This window comes from Thalassoglobus sp. JC818, from assembly GCF_040717535.1.
Classification (GTDB): domain Bacteria; phylum Planctomycetota; class Planctomycetia; order Planctomycetales; family Planctomycetaceae; genus Thalassoglobus.
In genome coordinates this window covers 47,647-68,229 of record NZ_JBFEFI010000004.1, presented here as the reverse complement: position 1 = coordinate 68,229, position 20,583 = coordinate 47,647, and the positions used below count along the sequence as shown (strand labels likewise).

Genomic DNA, 20,583 nt, shown 5'->3' with positions numbered 1-20,583 from the left:
CATGATTCCCCTGTGAATTCGAAAATCCCCGCGATAAGATATTCACAGCGCGGATACGTCATTTAGTCGGCAGGCACCCGAGAGAGCGAGACGCCATGTCAGAGTCCCGATTGTTCCATCGAGTCGATGAAGTTGCTCGACGGATTAGACGACTCAGGGCCATTCGAGCATCTTTACTGATTTGGGCACTTCTGGCAGTTCTGCTGCTTGCGATGGCAGTCGCAGGAGATCGAACAGCGGAGATGATGAAGCTGTTCATTCTGGGAGCACCACTGGCGATGTTGATCGGCTGGATCGCGGGTCGTCCCCGCACAGACGATCGTCATCAGGCAGCTCTTCAAGTCGAGCGGAATTTTCCGGAACTCGACACCCGTCTGCTGGCCGCTGTTCAACAGCATCCGAGTGCGGAGACATCGGGTTTCAGCTTTCTACAATCAGAGTTGTTCACTGAAGTCCTTCGACACAACTATCAGGCCGATTGGGCAAAGTCGGTGAAAGGCATCTGGGGGCTGCAGTTGTTGCGAATCCTCGCGATGATTCTGTGCCTCGTCCCTCTTTTCACCGGTCCGTGGAATCAAAAGACAACCGAAGCTCGCATCGCCGACATCAACGATCAATCACCAGCGACATCCCAGCAGCTCTTCGAGCTTGTGGTCGAACCTGGAGACGCAGAGGTCGAAAGAGGGGCGAGCCTCCTCGTCCTCGCACGATTTCCACAAGCACTGCCCGACGAAGTCTCTCTCATCGCGACCAAACAAAACGGCGAGACGTTATCAATCCCGATGCGCAAGAGCCTCGACGATCCCGTCTTTGGAGGACGGCTGGCGGATGTCGATCAGGATATGACGTATCAAATCGTTTACTCGGACCAGACATCTTCTGAGTTTTCGATCACGACATTTACCTATCCGGAACTGTTGCGTGCAGATGCCGACATTCACTTTCCGGAATTCACAGGTCTCGACGAAAAACACCTCGACGATGTTCGACGCGTCAGCCTGGTCGAAGGCTCAAAGCTCGATCTCAGCTTTGCACTCAATAAAGATTTGCAGAGCGCCGCGCTGATCGACGATGAAGGCAACCGACTGGAGCTGATCGAAGATGGAAGCGACTCGGTCAAAAGATCATTGACCTGGAACGCGGAAGACCCACAGAAGTATCGCTACAAGCTGGAACTGATTGACCAGCAGGGACGCGTGAACCGAACTGTTCCGGAGTTCGTGTTTCAAGTCCTTCCGAATCACCCAGCCGACCTGCAAGTTGTCTTTCCCAAGCGAGACGTGCGTGTATCGCCGATCGAAGAGTTGGTCCTGCAAGCCAATGCCTCAGATGACTACGGCCTGCTCAAGTATGGCCTCATCTATGAACGTCCGGATGGAGAATCGGAAGAGCTGGAACTGGGCGGCAAAGCGGAACGCGACGAACGACGTGCCATGGACCATACAGTCTTCGTCGAGGAATTAGATGTCGTTCCCAACCAACTCATCTCCTATTACTTCTACGCAGATGACATCGGCCCCGACGGAAACGTGCGTCGTGCGTTCAGCGATATCTTCTTCTCTGAGGTGCGACCTTTTGAAGAAATCTTCCGACAGGCGGCATCCCAAAGTGGACAGCAACAACAACAGCAGCAGCAACAACAGGGGGGAGAGTCGGGCAAGCTCGTCGAAATTCAACGGCAAATCGTGACTGCTTCCTGGAACTTGATTCGTTCAGAAAACCGGCCCGAGCCGACGAGTCAATTTCTTCCCGGGATGGAAGTCCTCTTTGAGTCGCAAGAGCAAGCCATCGGCTTGGCCGAAGAGATGATGGAATCGTTAGAGGATGAAGTCATGAAACAGCACTTGCAGGAAGCCATCGATGCGATGGTCAGTGCTTCTCGGCACTTCGCCGATGGAATCGCCAACGAGAAACTAGAATCGCTCCCGCAAGGGCGGTCAGCAGCTCAGGCCGCTTATCGTGCTCTGCTGCGTTTGAATTCGCGTGAGAAACAGGTTCAGCAGAGTCAGGCTCAGAGCAGTCAGAGTCAATCACAGCAACAGCGAATGAATCGTCAGATGAATTCGCTCGAGTTGAAGAACGATCGAAACCGCTACGAAACCGAACGTCAAGCACAGCGACAAGAGCAGCAGGCCGAGCAACGCGAAACACTTCAAGTTCTCAACCGATTGCGTGAGCTTGCTCGCAGACAGGAAGACCTGAATCAGAAACTCAGGGAACTCGAGAACCAGTTGCAGCAGACCGAAGATCCCGAGCAGCGCGAGGAACTCGAACGTCAGCTCAAACGCTTGCAGGAAGAACAGCAGGAGATGCTGCGAAACCTCGACGAGCTTCGCGAGCGAATGAGCCAGGAAGAGAATCGCCAGCGTATGGCAGAAGCGCGAGAGCAGGTCGATCAAACTCGCGAACGACTCCTGCAGGCATCGGAAGCCCTGCAACAAAATCAAACATCCAAAGCCATCGCCGAAGGGACCCGCGCACAGCGTGAGCTTGAAGAACTCAAGGAAGATTTCCGTCGCGAGAATGCAGGGCAGTTCGACGAAGCGATTCGAGACTTGAGAGATGATGTTCGCAATCTCGCTCAGGAACAGCAGGAAATCGAACGGATGATGCAGCCGTCGACGGAATCACAACTCGACCAGCGTCCCAGCCTGCGAGATCCAGAACCGCAGGAGGTCTCGCGAGAAGTTACGGAAGCGTTGGAAGCACAAGGTGATCGTCTCGGAGAAACCCTCGACCGGACGCGTGAACTCATTCAAGACGCCGAAAATACAGAACCACTCTTGTCTGACAGTCTCTACGAAACTCTTCGCGACTTGCGACGCTACGAACCCGAGGAAGCATTGCGAGGCGCAGCCCAGCTTCAACGGTACGGCCTCGACGAAGAGGCTCGAGAACAGGAGCAACAGGCAAGGCAAGGTATCGAGCGTCTGCAGCGAGGAGTTGAAAACGCAGCTGAGAGAATTCTCGGAGACGAAACGGAAGCCCTCGCACTCGCAAACGAGGAGTTGGAAGATCTCACACGGGCGATCGAATCTGAACTCGAACAGGACCCGAACGCAACTCAACAGCAACCGGGTCAGCAGCAACCGGGTCAACAGCAACCGGGTCAGCAGCAACCGGGTCAACAACAACCGGGTCAACAACAACCGGGTCAACAACAACCGGGTCAACAACAACCGGGTCAACAACAACCGGGTCAACAACAACCGGGTCAACAACAACCGGGTCAACAACAACCGGGACAGCAACAACCGGGACAGCAACAACCGGGACAGCAACAACCGGGACAGCAACAACCGGGTCAACAGCAGCAGGGTCAACAGCAGCAGGGACAACAGCAGCAGGGACAACAGCAGGGACAACAGGGAGGTCAGCAACAGGGAGGTCAGCAACAGGGAGGCGGACGTCGCAATGGCGGGGATCTGGCCACTCAGTTGGGATCGCTATTTCAGGAAACCGGCGGGGACGAAGATGGCGGAGCCCCAAGAAACGTTTCTCTCCCGTTGACGGGCGATGAGTACGTCGAATGGTCCGATCGCATGAGAGACGTTGAAGAAATGGTCACCACTCCCGAGCTAAGATCTCGCGTGGCTCAGATTCGAGACGAAGCCCGCAAGGTTCGTGTCGATGTCAAACGGCATTCCAAACAGCCAGACTGGGAAATGGTTCGGACTAAGATCTACGGTCCGCTTCTCGAATTGCAGACACTGGTCGCAGAAGAGTTGGCCAGACGTGATCCGAACGAACGACTCGTGCCTATCGACCGAGATCCAGTTCCGGACAAGTATCGATCACTTCTCGATTCGTACTACGAACAGCTTTCAAAAGCGGATCGAACCGCAACGCCGTGAGGGTTTTCCTCTTTGCGATGACAGAGACACTGCTCAGACACAGATCGCAGTGACTCGCGTATGAAATTAGCCAGTCTGACATGCTGTTCACATCACGAGATCGGCAGCGAGAATGAATCCGGAGTCTGACCGCGAAGTCGTTCAAGCAGAAAATACGGAACAACGCATTGAAGTGTCGACGACAAAATCAAAGCGGAAGTTTCGCTGGAGCACGATCGGCGTTGGCTTAAGTTGGGGAGTCGGCGGGATCTTTCTGGGTTCCCTTCCGATTATCGTCTGGAGAGTCTGTCAGCGATTTCCCATCCCCGGCGATGCTTCAGTGCATTATCGCTTCCACACGCTCTCCGGAGTGATCATGATTCCCGTTGTTCTTGCGTCGGGAGTGATTCTCCTCGTCGCTGGGAATGACTGGAATCACGGGAGACCGAAACGTGCGCTCTTACTGGATGTGCTTGCATACGCACTGCTTCTGATCCCAGAACTCATGCATCAATACGCGGTCCACGTTCTCTGAAAATCCGCGGAATGCGTTCCTGTTTTATCAGTCAGCTGGAGCCGCATTTCCCTCGCCGGGATTGAACTTACCTTGGTTGTTGAAGTCGCGACCTTCTGGTTTCTCAGGCGATTTGTTTCGGTCCGACGTTGAGGAGACACCGACTGAAGGTTTGGCTGAGATTCCGAACGACTGATTGAGTTGATCGCGCAGAACACTGGCATTCATGGCAGGATTGACGGGGACAACTCGCACACTCAAATCGGGTCGGGCTGCCTGATCGAGAACGTCCACAAGTTTCGCGAGGTCACTCATGAGCCCGCTCGCTGCGGAGATGACGAGAGTGTTGGACAATTCGTCGACACCTACCGAGAGTAGCCCTTTGAACTTGATGGGTTCTTCCGGGGGATCGCCGTCGTCTTTGTCCTGATTTCCACCGCTACGGATGTATGTGATTCCCTGTTGTTGCGGGGGAGACTTACCTTCCTGGTTCTTGTTTTGCAGCGCGGGGTCATTCGAACTGAGGAGATCGCGGTAGACCGACTTGATCGTTTCTGCGACGACAGCTGCTTGCGAGTACTCAAGTTGAAAAATCTGCGTCAACCGGACAGCTTGTGGATCGTTTGTTTCCGGGCGGTCGTAGATTTCGAGAAGGTCTTCGATGAGCGCCAGTTGTTCATTCGTTGCATTCTGAACGAGTAGCGTGCGTGAGTCGTCGTCGGAAATGATTCGCAACTTGCGTTTTGAAGAGAGTCGCTCCGGTCCCTGTTTGTTCGTAGTGACCGAATTTCCCCACCAGTCGAGAATGGTCTCTTCGTCTTCATTCCCATCGAAGAAATCGTCGAGGAGCAGTTCGATTCCGAACGGCCAGGCGTATTTGATTTGAAAGATTTTGTACTCTGGAGCCGGGGGGACGAGTTCCGAGATCAGCATTTCAATCTCGTCGAGTGCTTGCGTGTCATCAGACTCGAGAGTGAGTCGGCCATCCGGGAGTTGCCGAATTCGGATGTCAGGTGGCCCAACTTCCAGTTGGCGCATCTTTTGAAGAAGGGCTTCTTCTTCAGAGGAAAGCTCGGTTTCACTCTCTGGTTTCGTGCGAACGGTTTCAGAAACAGCAAAGCTGATGGGTGAAGTGTTCTCCTGTCGAGCTTCCTTCTTTGGTTCTGGCTGTTCTGGTTCCGTTTCGGCTGGCGTCTCTGGCGGAGAATCGATTTGCAGTGAATTTGGGTGACGCTGTTCCCAGACGTTTTGAAGACGTTCGAGAATCTTGCGTGCTGTTTCGTCTGAGTGCAGATCGATCAAGCGGGCTGTCGCAGGATTCGGTTTCCCAAGCGAAATCTCCCCCATCTTTGAGAGGAGGTTTTCGATTTCCTTGAATTCCATCTCGTTCGCCCAGACGAGCAGGCGATTGTTTTCGACGTCAGCATCAACTTTGAAGGGGCGTTGATCTTTCGACTTTTCGTCGTTCTTTCCGTAGCTGGAATAGTAGCCGTAGTAGTATCGCGAACGGCTGCTCTGGTCGTCTTCTTCCTCTTCCTCGCCAAACATGTACTGAATTGTGCCAGCGACTTCGGCTGCTCGGAGCCGTCTAAGTGGAATCACTTCGAAGCTGCGACTGCTGCCATCAAGACGATCGACGAGAGACTGAATCGTCACGTGATCAGCCAGCGTCCCGAAGACGATAATGGCGTTGTTCTCTGAATCCACTTGAACTCGCGTCGACGGAGAAAGGTCACCGACTTCGGTCAGGATCTCCACAAGCGGAGCCGGTTGCAGTGTCGAAAGGTGATAGACCCGCATGCGGTCCAGGTTCTGCAGGATATGGCTTGAGTCTGGGCTAGGAACGTCTAACGCTTTGACCGTTTGAGAGATGATTTCCATCTTGTCCGGTGAAGCATGAGCGAGGATGCTGTTCTCACGCTCATTGAGCACCAGTCGAGGTTCTTCAGGAGCCCCGCCTTTGCCGCCGCTGTTGTTCGAAGAGTTGTTCCTCTGCATTTGCTGCTGCATTTGTTGCAGCTGCTGCATGATCTGCTGGCTGGCACCGAACGAGATACTGCCTCCGCCGCTTGCTGAGTCGGGCTTTCGAATGCCGAGGATCGCAAAGAGGGAGTCAAAGACTTTCCCAGCCCGAACGTGTTCGATTCGAAATTCGCGAACGAGTCCTTTTTCTGTTTGGTTCGATCGCTGCTCTTCGGTCAGCAGCTTGTAAATCTCTCGCAGATTACCGACCGCGTCCATGGCTTCGAGTCGATTGACCGTCGGGATGGCGGAAAGCTTCCCGTTCTGGCTGAGCATCGGCTTCAGCTGTTCGACAGCCTCTTCGGCCAGAATCCAATCCAATGGCAGTGACACTTTCACGAATTCGTGCGGGAAGGCAGTGAGTAAGTCTTCAGGTGCGACACGCGGAACAAGTCCGGGATCGAGATTAGAGATTCGCACAACGGTGAGCAGTTCGCCATGTTGCAGGAGCGTGTATCCGCGAGCCAGCAAGTGCCGATTGATCACATCGCGAGCTTCTTCAGCGGTGTATGAGTGCTGAGTCCGCAGGTTAAGGAAGTCGCCGGGCAACTCCTGCCAGTCGAGGTTGAGCTGGGAGAACTTCGCCAGCCAATTCAAGACGACTGGCCATTTGGCTCCGTGAAAACTGAATTGAACTTTGCCGTCCGGGTCGAGGATGACATCTGCGGGGGAATAGTCGGGTTCCGGTTCGTACTCGGTTCGCTTAATCACCTTCGGACTTGAGTCGCCCTCTTTGTTTTCCCCTTTTTCATCGGGCTTATTCGGAGTCTCGCCCGGTTTGCCTTGGGGAGGTGTTTCCGAAGATGGGGATCGTGCCGGTCTCGCTGAGGCGGGGGAAGCACTGGGCGATCCGATGACCGTACCCTCCTTGACGATAACAGGCTTGTCTTGGCCGAAGCTCGATGCTGGGGCCAGCAGCAACAGAACTCCGATTGAAAGCCCGATAGAACAGAAACGCATATCTTCCCCAATAATTCTTCAGATTCGGCTTCCGAGATGTCGGATCAGCGTCTGAGGACGAATGGATCAAAGCAGCATTACATCATCATACGATGGAGAAGAGTTGATTCGTTAGGAAGAATTCGATGCATTCGACCATTTTCACGGTTTCTCTACACTCGCATCCGTACGCGAACACTGTGTTTATTTGTGCAAACCGTTGTAAACCAAAATCGAACCAGCCAAGGTGAGTATGAGCCCCCCTGTCGCAATCAGTGGAGGCTCCAATTGTTCGTATCTTGCCTGCAGTCAAGATATTAAGAAGTTTGCAGGTTTCGGCTCGGTCACCTCGCGCCACAGCGAATCGATTGCATCGGCGACTAATACTGTCGTGCCCGATTCAACAGGTCAACTGCTCGTCATTCGACCAGAATTCGGCGTTACATGAGGACCCGCATCATCTCTTCTGGGGTCGTGATCCCAGCGAGGACTTTAGCACGAGCGCTCTGTTCGAGCGTTTCCATTCCCTGTTCCTGAGCTGCTTCGAAGACTGTGCGGCCCGGTTTTCCGGAAACGACGTAGTTTCGAAGAGACGGGTTCATGGCCAGCACTTCGAAAACGCCTGTTCTTCCGAAGTAGCCGGTGTGGAAGTTCGAATCAGCCGGAATTCCGCGGACCAGCTTGTGTTGATCTGCTTCTGCGGGATCAATTCCTAGCATCTCGCAAGTGGTCTCATCGGGGGTATAAGTCTCGCGGTTCTTTTCACAGACTCGTCGAATCAGACGCTGAGCAATGATGCAGCTGATCGCATCAGCCAGGAACATTCGGGTGATCTGGAACTCGCGGAACATGTCGAGAGTCGCACCGGTGTCAGATGCGTGGAGAGTACTCAAGACCTTCGAGCCCATCAGTCCCGCTCGGACGGCAATGTGAGCTGTTTCCTGATCGCGGATCTCGCCGACCATGATGACATCCGGGTCCTGTCGCAAAACGCCTCGCAAGGCTTCGACGAAACCGAAATGGGCGCGATTGTCGACTTGAATTTGATTGACTCCGGGAATCCGACGTTCGACCGGATCTTCAATCGTGACGAGGCTGCGCGTGGCTTCATTGAGAGAAGCGAGACAGCTGTACGTGGTTGTGCTCTTCCCGCAACCGACGGGACCAACGCTGAGAATCATTCCGTGCGGTCGGGCAGTTGCTTGCTCGATGGCCGAGATTTGTTTGTCGGAAAGGCCAAGTTGATCGAGAGAAGTGAATCGAGAGCCATCTGACATCAACCGCATGACGATGCGTTCGCCGTAAATCGTCGGTCCTGATCCGACACGAACGTCCCGGTTTTGCTCCATCATCATGTTGGAGAAGTGGCCATCTTGCGCGATCCGCTTCTCAGCAATATTCATCCCCGCGATCAGTTTGATTCGAGAGACGAGCTGCGGGGCGTATTCTGGATCGAGATGGAGAATCTCATGCATCACTCCGTCGAGCCTCAGGCGAAGATTCATGCCGTTTGGTCGCGGGTCGAGATGAATGTCCGTCGCTCCGAGCTGAAAAGCGCGCTCAAGAAGCAGGTCGACGAGTGGTTCAACGCCGACGAGACTGATGAGACCTTTGAGTTCCTCCTGAAGTGCCTTTTGCCGGGCTTCCGGTGCGATCTCCTGAATCATTGCGTTTGCTTCTTCAGCACCAGAAGGAGAGTTCGAGGACTCATTAGTCATGACAACTCCGCGAGTTGAGAGATGTGGAAGGAGTCGCTGATTGTCTTCATCAACGTGAATTGTTCATGAAGGATTCTGCATCATCACGAAGATTGAGATCCCGAGAATCAAAACGAGGGTCAAGACAATGGAAACCCAAACCAAACGCTCGTAGCGACCGATGCCGGATCGTTCGATGACCACTTCTCGTCCTTCGACTTCAGCGACGACCGTGTCGGAAAGATCGAGAGCACGAGAACCGAGTTCGATCGATGGTTGGATGTCCCAGATTTTGTCCAGACCCGCCAATGAAATGGTTTCTTTCACGATGGGGTGCGAGGTGACGACGACGAGGCGACCGTTTCGAGATTTAACTTCTCGCCAGATTCGAACGATCAGCGCGACCAATGAGCTTCCCATGAAATCAAGCTGGGTCAGGTCGACCAGGCAACTTGGGTGTTTGACATCCTTTAAGCATTCGACAACCTGGTCTCCCAGGCTCGAAATTGATGCCCAGGTTGACTCAACCACTTCGGGAGTGATGACAACTCGAATGTGCGAGTGAAAAACCTTGACATTCTCGGAAAACGTTGTGAGCGATGACAATCCGCTAACTCCAGGTCAGATTGATCAGCAAAGAAGCATATGTTCGAACATCGCCAACCGGAACGCAACCCACACGCTGGCTAAGCCATTCTGTTTCGAGCAGGTCGCTCTAGGCGGAGCACTCAATTGGAATGCTGGTGATGGTCTTCGCTGTATTGAAGCGCTCAAATTAGCGAAGACCACTTCGAGAATTGCTTCGTGAAATTGTTCGGTCGGCTTCGCGAACATTTACCGGATTTTGTTAAGGAAAGGAATTGCGTGTCTGTGAATTTTTGATGTGCTCGACTGGTTTTTGGATTGCAATCCGTACAGCGAGAGCATTACAGCCAGCCCGAAAGGGGCGAGCCGCCGGAGACGAAGTAAGTCTCTCACAGAGTCTCTTCAATTGAGTATCTGCGGCTCAGGCGGTCCCGGAATCCGGGTTGTCACAATGAATTGAAAGAAATATAACCGGCAGCCTGATTGGGAAATGACTCCCATGGAGCGAGCTGTTCATGGATGAACGCAATCAAAATCTGTCTGCCCAAACGCGACCGAACTCCTTTCTGGAAGGCGGATTGTTCGCGTTGGCCTTGCTGCCCTTCGTGATTTCTGCGATCGCGATGCAAAGTGCAGGGGCTCCTCGGCCAATCGCGGGTAAAATCGCTCGCGAAACGCTGATCTTCTCGCAATACGCCGTCGATCTGGGACCTGTTCCGCCGCTAGAAACAATTCCTGCCCATTTTGACTTTCGAAATCTCGGCGATACAGACGTTCGAATTCTTAAGCTCGAACCAAGTTGCGGTTGCCTGAATCCAAGGCTGTTTGATGACAAAATGGTTTACGGCACCGGAGAGTCAGGCCGCTTTTACGTCTCTGTGAAGACGGCGAACGAAGCTCCCGGACCGAAAGACTATACCGTCCGGGTCAGCTACGACGACGGGGAACTCAAAGAGCGAATCGTCCGTTTTCGGATGGTGATTCCCGAACGAAAAGTGACTGTCACGCCAGCCGAAGTTTACTTCTATCAGACCCACGGAAATCCTGATTCACGCGAAATCCTCGTGCAGGATCATCGCGGTCGGCAGCTCAACGTGCTTCGTGTCGAATCGAAATCGAACAACGTCTCGGCCGAAATTGGAGAGCGACGCATTCGCGGTCAGGGTGTCGAAGTCCCCATCCGAATTGACGTGCCCGGTGATGTTGCTCCGGGAAAAGAGACGTGTTGGCTGAAAATTGAAACCGACGATCCCGAATATCAAGTGATTCAAGTGCCCATTTTGATCTGGGGGCCTCAAGCAGCGACGAAGCCCGAGATTCAGCCAGTGTCAAATAACAGCCCCAGTGAAGCGTCAGCCCCTTCAAACGTTCAGCCAGCGACCTATGACCAGCCCGACTCAAAATCGTCGGCACCTTGACCATCAATTTCAGCCTGCAATTCGTCTCGCTCCGAGCGAGTCACTTCGAGATCGAACATCAGGTACTTCACATCCAGACGCAGCTGTGAAAGTGCCTCTTGAACCAGTTTCAGGATTCTCCGCCGTCTTCGAACAGAATCTACAACCTGCGAGTAAGCCCCTTCGATTTCGCGGAAGTGCTCCTCCGGGAGTGCAGCGATTTTTTTTCCGAGGTCCAGCAATTCACGAGGGAGTGCGTCTGCGGATGATTCAGGAAAGCGGTTTGGATTGTGCATCATGACACCAACTCGAAAGTCGTTGAGAATTTGCGGATTCGCCGCGAGCCTCCGAAGCTGTTGCCGTGATTCGGTTCAAAAGCACTTCCTGACGTTGTTTGGTTTCGGCAACAGACACCAGAGTCGTTTATGTTGCCAAACTGAAACGATCAAACACAAGTGTCCCTCTCGCTGGTTCTGCAATTTTGAATCAACATCCACGCTCCAGGCACTGATTTCCTTGGTTTTTCGTCGGTTCCCTCAGGGAAATCCTGTAATTGGCATCTGTCTGTTCGTCTTGTGCGCGAATGTTGCTTCTAGTCAACAGCCGGAGCCAGTCGTCATTGAGGAGGCGGAAGAAAAGAGCCCGTCGCGGCTTTCACTGGTTGACTTTGAAGACGGGGAATTGAGATGGGCAGCGGTGTCGGAAGTGCTGCGGTCCGTCGTGACAGACTCTCGTCACACAGACCTCGGACCGCATTCTGGGGCCGGATGTGAACAGTGGATCTTTGAAAGCAACCGAATTCTCCTCGACCAACGACTCGAAATGCGCGTCGTTCCGTCGTACGTCTTTGACGAACTCAAAACGTCTGTCTGGGTGAGGACCGACTGCCAGAACGTACGGTTCATGCTCCGGATTCGGTTTCCGAATCAAATCGATCCGCGGACGAAAGAAATTCTGTCGATCGATTTTCCCGGAACTGTCTATTCGAAATCCGGGCAATGGCAGCAACTTGTCTGTTCCACCTCTGATGAAGAAGTCAGAAATCGAATCATCCGAGCCCGTGGACAACTCGCGGGATTGCTGTCGGGTGGGACGATCGATACGCGAGAAGCCTATGTCGATCAGATCGCCCTCGTCTTCGATGTGCCAGCTGCAGGCTCGGTTCTACAGATCGATACGCTGCGTCACGGACCGATCGTGACTCCTGAGAATCTGATCGAGACACCCGAAGCGGCGGACATTTATCAGCCTCGTCTGACGGTGACGGATGACAGAGTCATGAAAGATGACCGTCCGTTCTTCCCGGTCTTCACGCTCTATCATGGAGAGAGTTTGAAAGAAGTCGAGTCGACCGGCGTGAACATGCTGTGGATCGAAGACTACGCCGATCGCGCCATTTTGGAAGCACTGGATCAAATCGGGATCGGCGCGATTGCTCAACCTCCTCAGCCAACGACCGAAGATGCGATTCTTCATCGACAGGGGATTCCAACATTCGAATCCTGGACGGAGCCGATCTGGGCGTGGATGTTCGGGTTCGCGATTCCGGAAGACGATGTTCGATATCTGCAAGGCTGGTCAAATCAGGTCCGAGGCGCCGATCGCAAATTCCGTCGGCCAATCCTCGCGGATGTCGTTGGACAGGAGAGGTCCTTCCATCGTCAGGTCGATTTTCTCGGCAGCAGCCGCTTCGCAATTCACAGCGATCTGCCGGTGGCTGATCATGTCGAAATTCTGAAGCGAAGCCGAAACGCAGCGCTTCCCGGAAAGCCGATGTTCACCTTCGTCCAGACCGAAGCACTTTCGACGTATTCTGGAAAGAATCGTGAGCCGGGTGCCTCGCCAATCGTCGAGCCAGAGCAGATTCTTCATCAGGGATACGCAGCCCTCGCAGCAGGTTACAAAGGGATCGGATTCTGGAAACAGATTCCCCTTGATCAACAAACCGTTGGGCTTGATGAGCGAATTCATGCGATTCGATTGTTCGCGCTGCATTGTCGAATTCTCGAGTCGTGGCTGGCAACAGGCAGGGTTGTGGATGACTTGATCGTTCGCACCAATGACTCGTTCCCCCAACAGACGGCGAGCTTACTCAGCCCGCTGAAAACACGCTGGGATCAACCAATTGATGCCGCTGGCGGACAGCCGTTGGGGGCGAATTCAGAGATTCGGGCTTCCGTGTTTCGATGCGATGACGGCTTCTTGATTCTCCCTGTCTGGTACGAAAAAGACGAACAGTTTGTTCCCGGTGCTCAGGCAGTGAAGGGAATCCGGATGCTGCTGAGGGCGGACGTGATGCAAGCTTGGGAAGTCACACCGACGGGGATCACACAATCCAACCTTGAGCTTTCTCGCGTTCCTGGCGGTACCGAAATTCACTTGAAGGAATTCGATCAGCAAACTGCCATTGTGGTGACGAGCAAACCGTCTGCGATCGAGGAAATTCGTCGTGCGTGCCGGACTTATCGCACAGATGCCGCACAATCGACTGTTGCGATGGCTGCCCAGAAATTCGAACGAGTCTCGAACGTTCATGCTGAGCTTGTCGAACTCGCTCCTGCAGTTTCCGATGCTGAGCTTGTCCTGAAGTATGCCTATCAGAATCTCGAGAACGCTCGTAAGGCATTGGCTGCGGGACATGATGCGGATGCATATGCCGCCGCTCGTCGTACGCTTAGAAACTTACGGGTTTTGCAGCGACGCTATTGGGAGTCCGCCGTTCAGGAACTTCCCGTTGCGACCGCAAGTCTCGATGCAACCGGGTTCCAGACTTTGCCACAACACTGGCTGACGATGCGAGAACTGGAAGATCGAACCTCCACAACGCAGAATCTTCTCTCATCGGGTGACTTTGACAATCAGGCCGATGTGCAGCAGGACTGGCTCGAAGACTCTTCCGGAAACGGCCTGCAACTGGTCGAACTCAATTACGATGCTGCTTCTCAGAGGACATTTCTGCGGATGCAGTCTGCCAACCAGGGCGGGAACTTCTTTGCGTTGACCGGTCCGGGAATCCCGGTCGCAGCGGGGGATTTGGTCGTCGTCTCCGCTCGTGTTCGATACGCTCCAACACAGCAGGACATCGGAAACGAACTCGTCATCTACGACACAACTGTCGGATTGCATGGTGCCACACACCTTCGCAAAGCGAGCGAAGACTGGCAGCAGGTCGAATTCATGCGGAAGATCGACGAAGACCGCGAGTTCAGAATTCGTCTAGAGTTGCGCGGATCCGGGATTGCCGACGTCGACGATTTGAAAGTCCGGCGATTGGAATAGATCATCTCATCAGATGCTCGCTACGAGTCGCAGCAGCCCGGTCATGTCGTGGTCAAAGAAAAGTCGATGCAATGGTGGAAGAAGTCTTTGATGTCTGCGATTCGGATGACAACGTCATCGGGCAAGCTCCCCGTTCGGTCGTCCACGCGGAGAATCTTCTGCACCGTGCTGTTCACATCTGGATTTGGAACACAAAGCGTGAGTTGCTCATTCAGCAGCGGACCGCTCTCAAAGATCAGTATCCGCACTGTTTGACATCGTCCGCTTCAGGGCATGTCGACTCAGGTGAGGACTATCTGACAGCTGCTGTGCGGGAACTCAAAGAGGAACTGCAACTTTCCGGCCAGCTTGAGTTTCTCGTCAAACTCCCGGCAGGACCGGAGACCGCTTACGAACACACTGTGCTCTATGAACTGGTGACGGATGATCCTCCGATTCCCGATCCGAATGAAATCGCCGATCTGTGGTTCGAAGCTCCAGGCAAACTGATGGAGCGACTTCAGCAGACGCCAGACCTCTTGACCCCACCATTTCGAGAACTGTTTCAATGGTGGGCCGAACAGAACGGGATGGCGGATCGTTCCGAATGACGATTAAGAGTCTCGCGGAGGTTTGATGCGTCGCTCGCTGATTCAAACCCGTTCGAGCACTCTCCGCTAGATCCAGTGTTTCTTCAGCGCGGGTTGAGCTTTGACGCGACGAAGTTTCACCCAGGTTCCATTGATCGCTTCTTCCGGTTTTGGTCTTCCGTGGAATGCGATGATCTTCGCCTCGCTGGGGATTTTCGGAGCTTGGAACCAGTTCCATGGCCATGGCGCAATGCAGTCGTGTTTGTAGCTGACGCACCACTCTTGCGGCCAAAATGTCACGGGGCCAATTTCTCTGAGCTTGCCGGTGACGTAAGCCTGTTCGCGGCGGAATTCACTTTGAATCTGCTGACGATTCTCAATGAAGTATTCGTAGACCTCAGCATGTCCCCCCGCTTCGAAGCGGTAGACGGATGTGTTGCCGATCAGTTGATTGGGGTCGGTCCATTCTTTGATCACACAGAACCCTTCCCCGAATTCGAAGAAGCAGTTGATGTTGTCGATGATCAGAATGTCGAGGTCGAGGAATAAACACTGGCCGGTGATTCCGTCGAGCTCGGGGCGGAAGTTATAGACTTTGTTCCACGCTCCGGTGGTTGTACCTTCGGTCAGGTCATCGGCGGGGAGGGGAAGTCGTTTGATTCCGGGATCGAGATCGAGATCGTTGTTGGTGAAACAGTAGAAGTTGTGGGGGAGTGTGAGATGCCGCTGCACCATGCGATACAAGCGATTCACATAGCTGGCACCGTAGAGAGTGCCCCAGTTCATGCAGATCACATTTCGATTCGTCTCGCTCACTGGACGGTTCCTTCTTGAGAGCAAGTTGCTCTAGCTTGTGTATTCAGTCTTGCGTGTTGATTGACATGTTTTCGCGTTGATTGCTCAAGCCGGCCTGCGAAAACCAATTCTCATTGTGTTCGTTGTTTGTTCTGTTGCTCGCCGATGTCAGGATTCTCTCATGCAGCAGATGAGATACCCGGGGGCTTGTCGTGTGTCTCATTTTCCGATCGTTGATCGGCAGCGACTGTGAACAACTCTGGGCATCGAATTCGTATGTGATGCAGCACCGTTTCTTCCCATTGTTCCCGCAGCGTTTGGAATTCGGTCACGTCTTCCTTCACGGAATGTGCGGCTGCGAATTCTTGGGTGCTCAGACGAATCAGTCGGCGCTGCTCGGACTGATGTTGGGCGAATGTATAGGCTTTTGTGCGTTGAGGTGCCCGGTCCGGAGTCAGTGCGTAGACCGGGCGTTGTGAAACGATCGCTTCAGACAACATCGAGATGCTTTCTTCGGTTGCGAAGACTCGCTCTGATGCTCCCAGATACGCACTCATGATCCGTTGAGGATTCTCAGCATACCAAACCGCGTGAGCGATCGAATTGGGTGAGATTCGAGACTGCAGAATCGCTTCCGCACGAGAGCCGGTTCTTCGAGATGTTGTCAGAACCCATTGAATGTTGAATTGAGCGGCAACGTTGTTGATTCCATCGGCGAGGCGTTCCCAGTCTCGCTCCGACCAGCGGTATCCACCGCCGTCGCCACCGACGAGCATCGCCCAGACTCTGTTCGGAAGTTCGACCTCCTGTCGGAAACGTTCGCCAGCTTCATCAAGTGATTTCGAGCTGACTTGTGTCGGTGCCACCGGAAGTGGAACTTCACCGGCTTCAGGGTTCACTCCCTGAGGAGTAATCACCATTGAAAACTCGCCAGAATCGACACGGCAGGGACGCCCGATGTGAACGCTGTGGCACTTCCAGTAGCGGGTCAGTACGGCGTTTGGAATTTCGCCTCGGCCGAGAGTTCCACATACCAGCTTTGGAGGTCGTCCGAGAGGAAATGCTCCGCGAAATGCGATTCGCCAGAACCAGTTCCAAACTCGAGGATGTTGCATCAGCCGTTCGACGAACTGAAACCGAAGGGCTCGCCTGAGCCCCCATGCCAGGATCGGAGCTCGAAATTTCACGTCAACGACTTCCACCTCACCGTGAATCTCTTCAGCAATCAGCGAAGCGATCGCGAGGACATGGGTGTCGTTTCCGATCTTTCCGTTGTGCAGCGCAATAATTCGAGCTTGAGAATCGCACGGGATCGTGAATTCAGTCGTTTCAGAAGATGCGGCTTCTGATTCCACAGCGAAAATCCTGGTGCGACGTTTCAGAGAATGGATGTGACAAGATGGGGACGAAATCTATCGCCAGTGATCGGCGAGCGCCGGAGTTGCTTGAATGCGACGGAGTTTGGAGCGGCTTCCGTGAATGGCATCCTCGGGTTTTGGGTCCCCGTGAAAAATCAGGATTTTGGCATCATCCGGAATCGTTGGAGGCTGAATCCAGTTCAGCGGCCAGGGAGGCAGGCAATGTCTCTTAAAGCTTCGGCACCAGTTGACGGGCCAATAGGTGATCTCGCTTTTCGCTGCGATACTCTCCGTGACGTAAGCCTGTTCGCGGCGGTACTTTCCGCAAATCTCGGCTTTGTGTTCGATCAGGTTTTCGTAGACGTGAGTGTGAGCACCGATGTCGAACCGATAAACCGAGGTGTTTCCGGTTCCCTGGGAGGATTTATCCCATTCTCGAATCACGCAGAACGATCCGGGGATCTCAAAAAAGGAGTCGATGTTCTGGAGAATGATCACATCAAGGTCGAGGAAAAGAGCCTGCCCACGCAGGTCGCCGAGTTCTGGGCGGAAGTTGTAGACTTTGTTCCATGCCCCGGTTTTCGTGCCCTTGGTCAGATCTTGCTCAGGCATCGGGAGGACTTCGATATCGGGATGAAACCCTTCATCGTTGTCAGTGAAACAGATGAAGCGATGCGGCAGAGTCAAGTGGCGACTGACCATGCTGTGAAGCTTGTTCACATAGGTCGCGTCGTACTTGCGTCCCCATTTCATACAAATGACGTTACGGTCAATGACATCCATGTCCTGCTCCCGGGCGATCGCCAGCTCGAGCCGTTCCTGGTTCAGTCTGGCGGATTTTTGAGTCTACTTCTGTGCGTTCCATCAATGCAAGATCGAATTGAAACCACTGTCGCAGCATCGATTTCCGGATGAATGCGGAACGATTCGATTGAGCATCGACCGCTACAAGCCGACTTGGGCATGAGGAGAGAACCCGTTCGCTTCTGAGAGGAAACAGTCTTCGGTTTCATGAGAACTGGTGATGATTCGACACCGAGCAGAAATGTCTCTACTGTTTCGCAAACCCAAATCCGTCTGTCCCTGAAAAAGCAATCTTGCCATCGTGTCTGCACCTCGAAAAGCTGGTCTGTTTCTCGTTTTTGTCACGGTCTTCATCGATCTCCTCGGATTCGGGATCGTGATGCCGCTGTTGCCACGATATGGCCGCCACTTTGATGCCGAAGGGTTCCCACTGGGGATGCTGATGGCGTCTTTCTCAGCGATGCAATTCCTGTTCGCGCCGATCTGGGGACGGATTTCTGACCGAATTGGTCGTCGTCCGGTGCTCATCGTGGGGCTTGTCGGGTCGACGGTCTCTTATGCGTTGTTCGGCCTAGCGACTTCGCTCGGGCGTGAGGGAACATTGCTGGGACTGAGTGCACTGACATGGCTGTTCCTCACCCGCATCGGAGCTGGAATCGCTGGAGCGACGATTTCGACAGCCCAGGCTTACATCGCGGACTGCACTGGTCCAAAAGATCGAGCGAAGGGGATGGCTCTGATTGGTGCAGCTTTCGGAATTGGCTTTACGTTCGGACCGCTCATCGGGGCAGCTTTCGTTTCGGCAGATCCTGTGGTCAATTTGACGTCCGAACAACTGAGGTTTGTCGAGAGCTATGACTTCGCAGAAGTTCCCAACGTAGACACTGTCGTTCAAGAAGTTCGAGAGATCGCCCCGTTGGGCAATGATGACGAAGCGCTGTTGCGGTCGGCCATTGAACATGATCCGACTCGGATTAATCCCGTTCCGAGTGCTGCGCCCGGATACGTGGCGGCAGTGTTGTCAGGATTGGCTCTGTTGTTTGCGGTGTTTCGATTACCGGAATCCCTCAATCCGGAGTCAAAACCTGCTTCGAGTCACTGGTTGGATGTGAAGCAGTTCCAAACACTGCTGAAGACGCGATCGGTGGCCGTTGTTCTGCTCGGAATTTTTCTTTCGACACTCGCACTGGCCCAATTCGAGAGTTCGCTGTCGTTGCTGACCCAACGACTTGGTGTCTCTCCACGGTACAACTTCTATGTGTTCGCTTACATTGGACTGATTCTGACCCTCAGTCAGGGAATTCTCGTCAGACGACTGGTTCCGAAGGTGGGCGAATACAAGATGGCATTGATCGGAGCTGTATTGATGACGGTCGGTCTGGCCCTGATTGGAGTGGCAGGCGATCTTGGCTCAACAGCTTTTCTGTATTCAGTCCTTCCGATCTGCGTGATCGGGTTCAGCTTCATTGCTCCGTCGCTACAGTCACTTCTTTCGCGGCTGGTCTCGAATGATCAGCAGGGAGGAGTCCTTGGGGTTGGCCAGAGCCTGTCATCGCTCGCGAGAATTTTGGGGCCGATTGCCGGATTAACGATCGAGAAAAACTTTCCCACCGGACCATATTGGTTGGGAGCTGTTGTGATGCTCGCAGGTGGGGCTTCCTTCTTCTCACTCAAGACAGAAGTTCAGCGATTGAACGCCTCGGCCGACACGACTTCTGATGAGCCAACTTCGTCGGAAGCAAGTTGAATTCGCAATTAGATTCTCAGAGTTTCAATGACTGGAGAGCTTGTTCGAGGTCCGGATGCGAGAACTTGAACTCGTGCTTATCAGCTTGTTCCGGAAGGACTCGCGAACTCGCTAGAATCAGGGCTTCTGCCATTTCGCCAAGCACAATCTTGGCAGCGAACCCGGGGAGCGGCAGGACGGTCGGACGCGAGATCACTTTCCCTAAAGTTTTGGTGAACTCACGATTTGTGACAGGTTGAGGAGCGGTTCCGTTGACCGGGCCAGAGACTGATTCGTCTTCGACTGCGAATTGAAAGATCCGGGCGATATCTTCAATTGAGATCCAACTCCAGTACTGATCGCCGCTGCCGATCACCCCTCCGACTCCAAATTTGAAGGGAGTCAGCATCGAAGGTAGTGCTCCGCCTTCTTTGGCGAGAACAAGTCCAGTGCGAATGTGGGCTGTGCGAATGCCAGCCTCTCTCGCTGGGTCTGCGGCAGCTTCCCATTCCTGACAGACATCGGCCAGAAAGCCTGAGCCCGCGTTACTCTCTTCGGTGAGGACTTCGTCCCCACGGTCGCCGTAGTAGCCGATCGCACTCGCGACGACGAAGGCGGTCGGAGTTTTTTCCTGTTCCGTGAGTGCCTTCGCGAGAAGTTTTGTGGAGTGGACACGGCTCTCCCGAATCCGCTTCTTCTTCGCTTCGTTCCAACGTCCTTCGGCGATGCCTTCACCAGCGAGATGAACAAGTACGTCGCACCCCTCGAGGACTTCTCGGGGAAGACTCTCTGCTTTCGGATCCCATTGCCGCTCGTGAGGATCGGACGGTTGTTTACGAGTTAACCACGTCACCTTGTGACCAGACTGTTCCAGCATGGGACAAAGGTAGCCACCGACAAGTCCACTCGCTCCAGTCACAAAGACATGCATCATTCAACTCCAAAGTTCCGAATCACGAAGATCGTTGACTTCTTCTCCGAAACGACGTCATCGACGCGACTTCGATTCGGGGAAGAGAGGCCATCCCTCTGAGTTTGAATTGTATGCAATGGCTTCGGAGTGAC

Annotated in this window: 14 protein-coding genes; 6 read left to right on the top strand and 8 right to left on the bottom strand. The window is 53.7% G+C overall.

Annotated features, from left to right (window positions below):
- The first annotated feature begins 95 nt into the window (after positions 1–95).
- Together AB1L42_RS11370 and AB1L42_RS11365 are read left to right on the top strand one after the other, a co-directional pair.
- Positions 96–3,854 carry a hypothetical protein gene (locus AB1L42_RS11370; RefSeq protein WP_367054986.1) on the top strand — a complete coding sequence of 1,253 codons (3,759 nt, stop codon included), beginning with the start codon at positions 96–98 and terminating at the stop codon, positions 3,852–3,854.
- A 112-nt stretch (positions 3,855–3,966) separates the two neighbouring features.
- The gene (locus tag AB1L42_RS11365; RefSeq protein ID WP_367054983.1) at positions 3,967–4,368 is read left to right on the top strand and encodes a hypothetical protein; all 402 of its coding nucleotides are present in this window, start codon (positions 3,967–3,969) and stop codon (positions 4,366–4,368) included.
- A 27-nt stretch (positions 4,369–4,395) separates the two neighbouring features.
- On the opposite strand, the gene AB1L42_RS11360 is transcribed toward AB1L42_RS11365, so the two are convergent.
- From AB1L42_RS11360 to AB1L42_RS11350, 3 genes are all read right to left on the bottom strand, one after another.
- A complete protein-coding gene (locus AB1L42_RS11360; RefSeq protein WP_367054980.1) occupies positions 4,396–7,329 on the bottom strand; it encodes a secretin N-terminal domain-containing protein in 2,934 nt (977 codons plus the stop codon).
- A 419-nt stretch (positions 7,330–7,748) separates the two neighbouring features.
- The gene (locus tag AB1L42_RS11355) at positions 7,749–9,026 is read right to left on the bottom strand and encodes a GspE/PulE family protein (RefSeq protein WP_367054977.1); all 1,278 of its coding nucleotides are present in this window, start codon (positions 9,024–9,026) and stop codon (positions 7,749–7,751) included.
- Positions 9,027–9,089: 63 nt separating this feature from the next.
- Entirely contained in the window at positions 9,090–9,611 is a 522-nt protein-coding gene (locus tag AB1L42_RS11350) for an STAS domain-containing protein (protein WP_367054974.1), read from the bottom strand.
- Positions 9,612–10,105: 494 nt separating this feature from the next.
- Here AB1L42_RS11350 and AB1L42_RS11345 point away from each other — a divergent pair, with 494 nt between their 5' ends.
- The gene (locus AB1L42_RS11345; protein ID WP_367054971.1) at positions 10,106–11,008 is read left to right on the top strand and encodes a DUF1573 domain-containing protein; all 903 of its coding nucleotides are present in this window, start codon (positions 10,106–10,108) and stop codon (positions 11,006–11,008) included.
- On the opposite strand, the gene AB1L42_RS11340 is transcribed toward AB1L42_RS11345, so the two are convergent.
- Positions 10,972–11,286 (bottom strand): transcriptional regulator, encoded by a 315-nt coding sequence (locus AB1L42_RS11340; RefSeq protein ID WP_146510233.1) that lies wholly within the window; start codon positions 11,284–11,286, stop codon positions 10,972–10,974. The genes AB1L42_RS11345 and AB1L42_RS11340 overlap by 37 nt on opposite strands.
- Positions 11,287–11,683: 397 nt before the next feature.
- Here AB1L42_RS11340 and AB1L42_RS11335 point away from each other — a divergent pair, with 397 nt between their 5' ends.
- Both AB1L42_RS11335 and AB1L42_RS11330 read left to right on the top strand, forming a co-directional pair.
- Positions 11,684–14,266 (top strand): hypothetical protein, encoded by a 2,583-nt coding sequence (locus AB1L42_RS11335; protein ID WP_367054967.1) that lies wholly within the window; start codon positions 11,684–11,686, stop codon positions 14,264–14,266.
- A gap of 71 nt (positions 14,267–14,337) precedes the next feature.
- Complete coding sequence (locus AB1L42_RS11330; RefSeq protein WP_367054964.1) at positions 14,338–14,856, top strand: NUDIX domain-containing protein; 519 nt, start codon at positions 14,338–14,340, stop codon at positions 14,854–14,856.
- A gap of 66 nt (positions 14,857–14,922) precedes the next feature.
- Here the strand turns inward: AB1L42_RS11330 and AB1L42_RS11325 are convergent, their stop codons facing one another.
- The 3 genes from AB1L42_RS11325 to AB1L42_RS11315 form a co-directional block, all read right to left on the bottom strand.
- Complete coding sequence (locus tag AB1L42_RS11325; RefSeq protein ID WP_367054961.1) at positions 14,923–15,651, bottom strand: glycosyltransferase; 729 nt, start codon at positions 15,649–15,651, stop codon at positions 14,923–14,925.
- 158 nt (positions 15,652–15,809) lie between these two features.
- Complete coding sequence (locus tag AB1L42_RS11320) at positions 15,810–16,985, bottom strand: ELM1/GtrOC1 family putative glycosyltransferase (protein ID WP_367054958.1); 1,176 nt, start codon at positions 16,983–16,985, stop codon at positions 15,810–15,812.
- Positions 16,986–17,042: 57 nt separating this feature from the next.
- Positions 17,043–17,771, bottom strand: a complete 729-nt coding sequence (locus AB1L42_RS11315) for a glycosyltransferase (RefSeq protein WP_367054955.1) — start codon at positions 17,769–17,771, stop codon at positions 17,043–17,045.
- A 322-nt stretch (positions 17,772–18,093) separates the two neighbouring features.
- Here AB1L42_RS11315 and AB1L42_RS11310 point away from each other — a divergent pair, with 322 nt between their 5' ends.
- Positions 18,094–19,539 (top strand): MFS transporter, encoded by a 1,446-nt coding sequence (locus tag AB1L42_RS11310; protein WP_367054952.1) that lies wholly within the window; start codon positions 18,094–18,096, stop codon positions 19,537–19,539.
- A gap of 16 nt (positions 19,540–19,555) precedes the next feature.
- Here the strand turns inward: AB1L42_RS11310 and AB1L42_RS11305 are convergent, their stop codons facing one another.
- Positions 19,556–20,452 (bottom strand): TIGR01777 family oxidoreductase, encoded by an 897-nt coding sequence (locus AB1L42_RS11305; protein ID WP_367054949.1) that lies wholly within the window; start codon positions 20,450–20,452, stop codon positions 19,556–19,558.
- Between the last annotated feature and the right edge of the window lie 131 nt (positions 20,453–20,583).

What these genes read in the sequence shown, in the direction of transcription:
- AB1L42_RS11370 (WP_367054986.1), top strand. Translation starts at nt 96, where the DNA reads ATGTCAGAGTCCCGATTGTTCCATCGAGTCGATGAAGTTGCTCGACGG.
- AB1L42_RS11315 (WP_367054955.1), bottom strand. Translation starts at nt 17,771, where the DNA reads ATGGATGTCATTGACCGTAACGTCATTTGTATGAAATGGGGACGCAAG.
- AB1L42_RS11365 (WP_367054983.1), top strand. Translation starts at nt 3,967, where the DNA reads ATGAATCCGGAGTCTGACCGCGAAGTCGTTCAAGCAGAAAATACGGAA.
- AB1L42_RS11330 (WP_367054964.1), top strand. Translation starts at nt 14,338, where the DNA reads ATGGTGGAAGAAGTCTTTGATGTCTGCGATTCGGATGACAACGTCATC.
- AB1L42_RS11360 (WP_367054980.1), bottom strand. Translation starts at nt 7,329, where the DNA reads ATGCGTTTCTGTTCTATCGGGCTTTCAATCGGAGTTCTGTTGCTGCTG.
- AB1L42_RS11340 (WP_146510233.1), bottom strand. Translation starts at nt 11,286, where the DNA reads ATGATGCACAATCCAAACCGCTTTCCTGAATCATCCGCAGACGCACTC.
- AB1L42_RS11305 (WP_367054949.1), bottom strand. Translation starts at nt 20,452, where the DNA reads ATGATGCATGTCTTTGTGACTGGAGCGAGTGGACTTGTCGGTGGCTAC.
- AB1L42_RS11355 (WP_367054977.1), bottom strand. Translation starts at nt 9,026, where the DNA reads ATGACTAATGAGTCCTCGAACTCTCCTTCTGGTGCTGAAGAAGCAAAC.
- AB1L42_RS11345 (WP_367054971.1), top strand. Translation starts at nt 10,106, where the DNA reads ATGGATGAACGCAATCAAAATCTGTCTGCCCAAACGCGACCGAACTCC.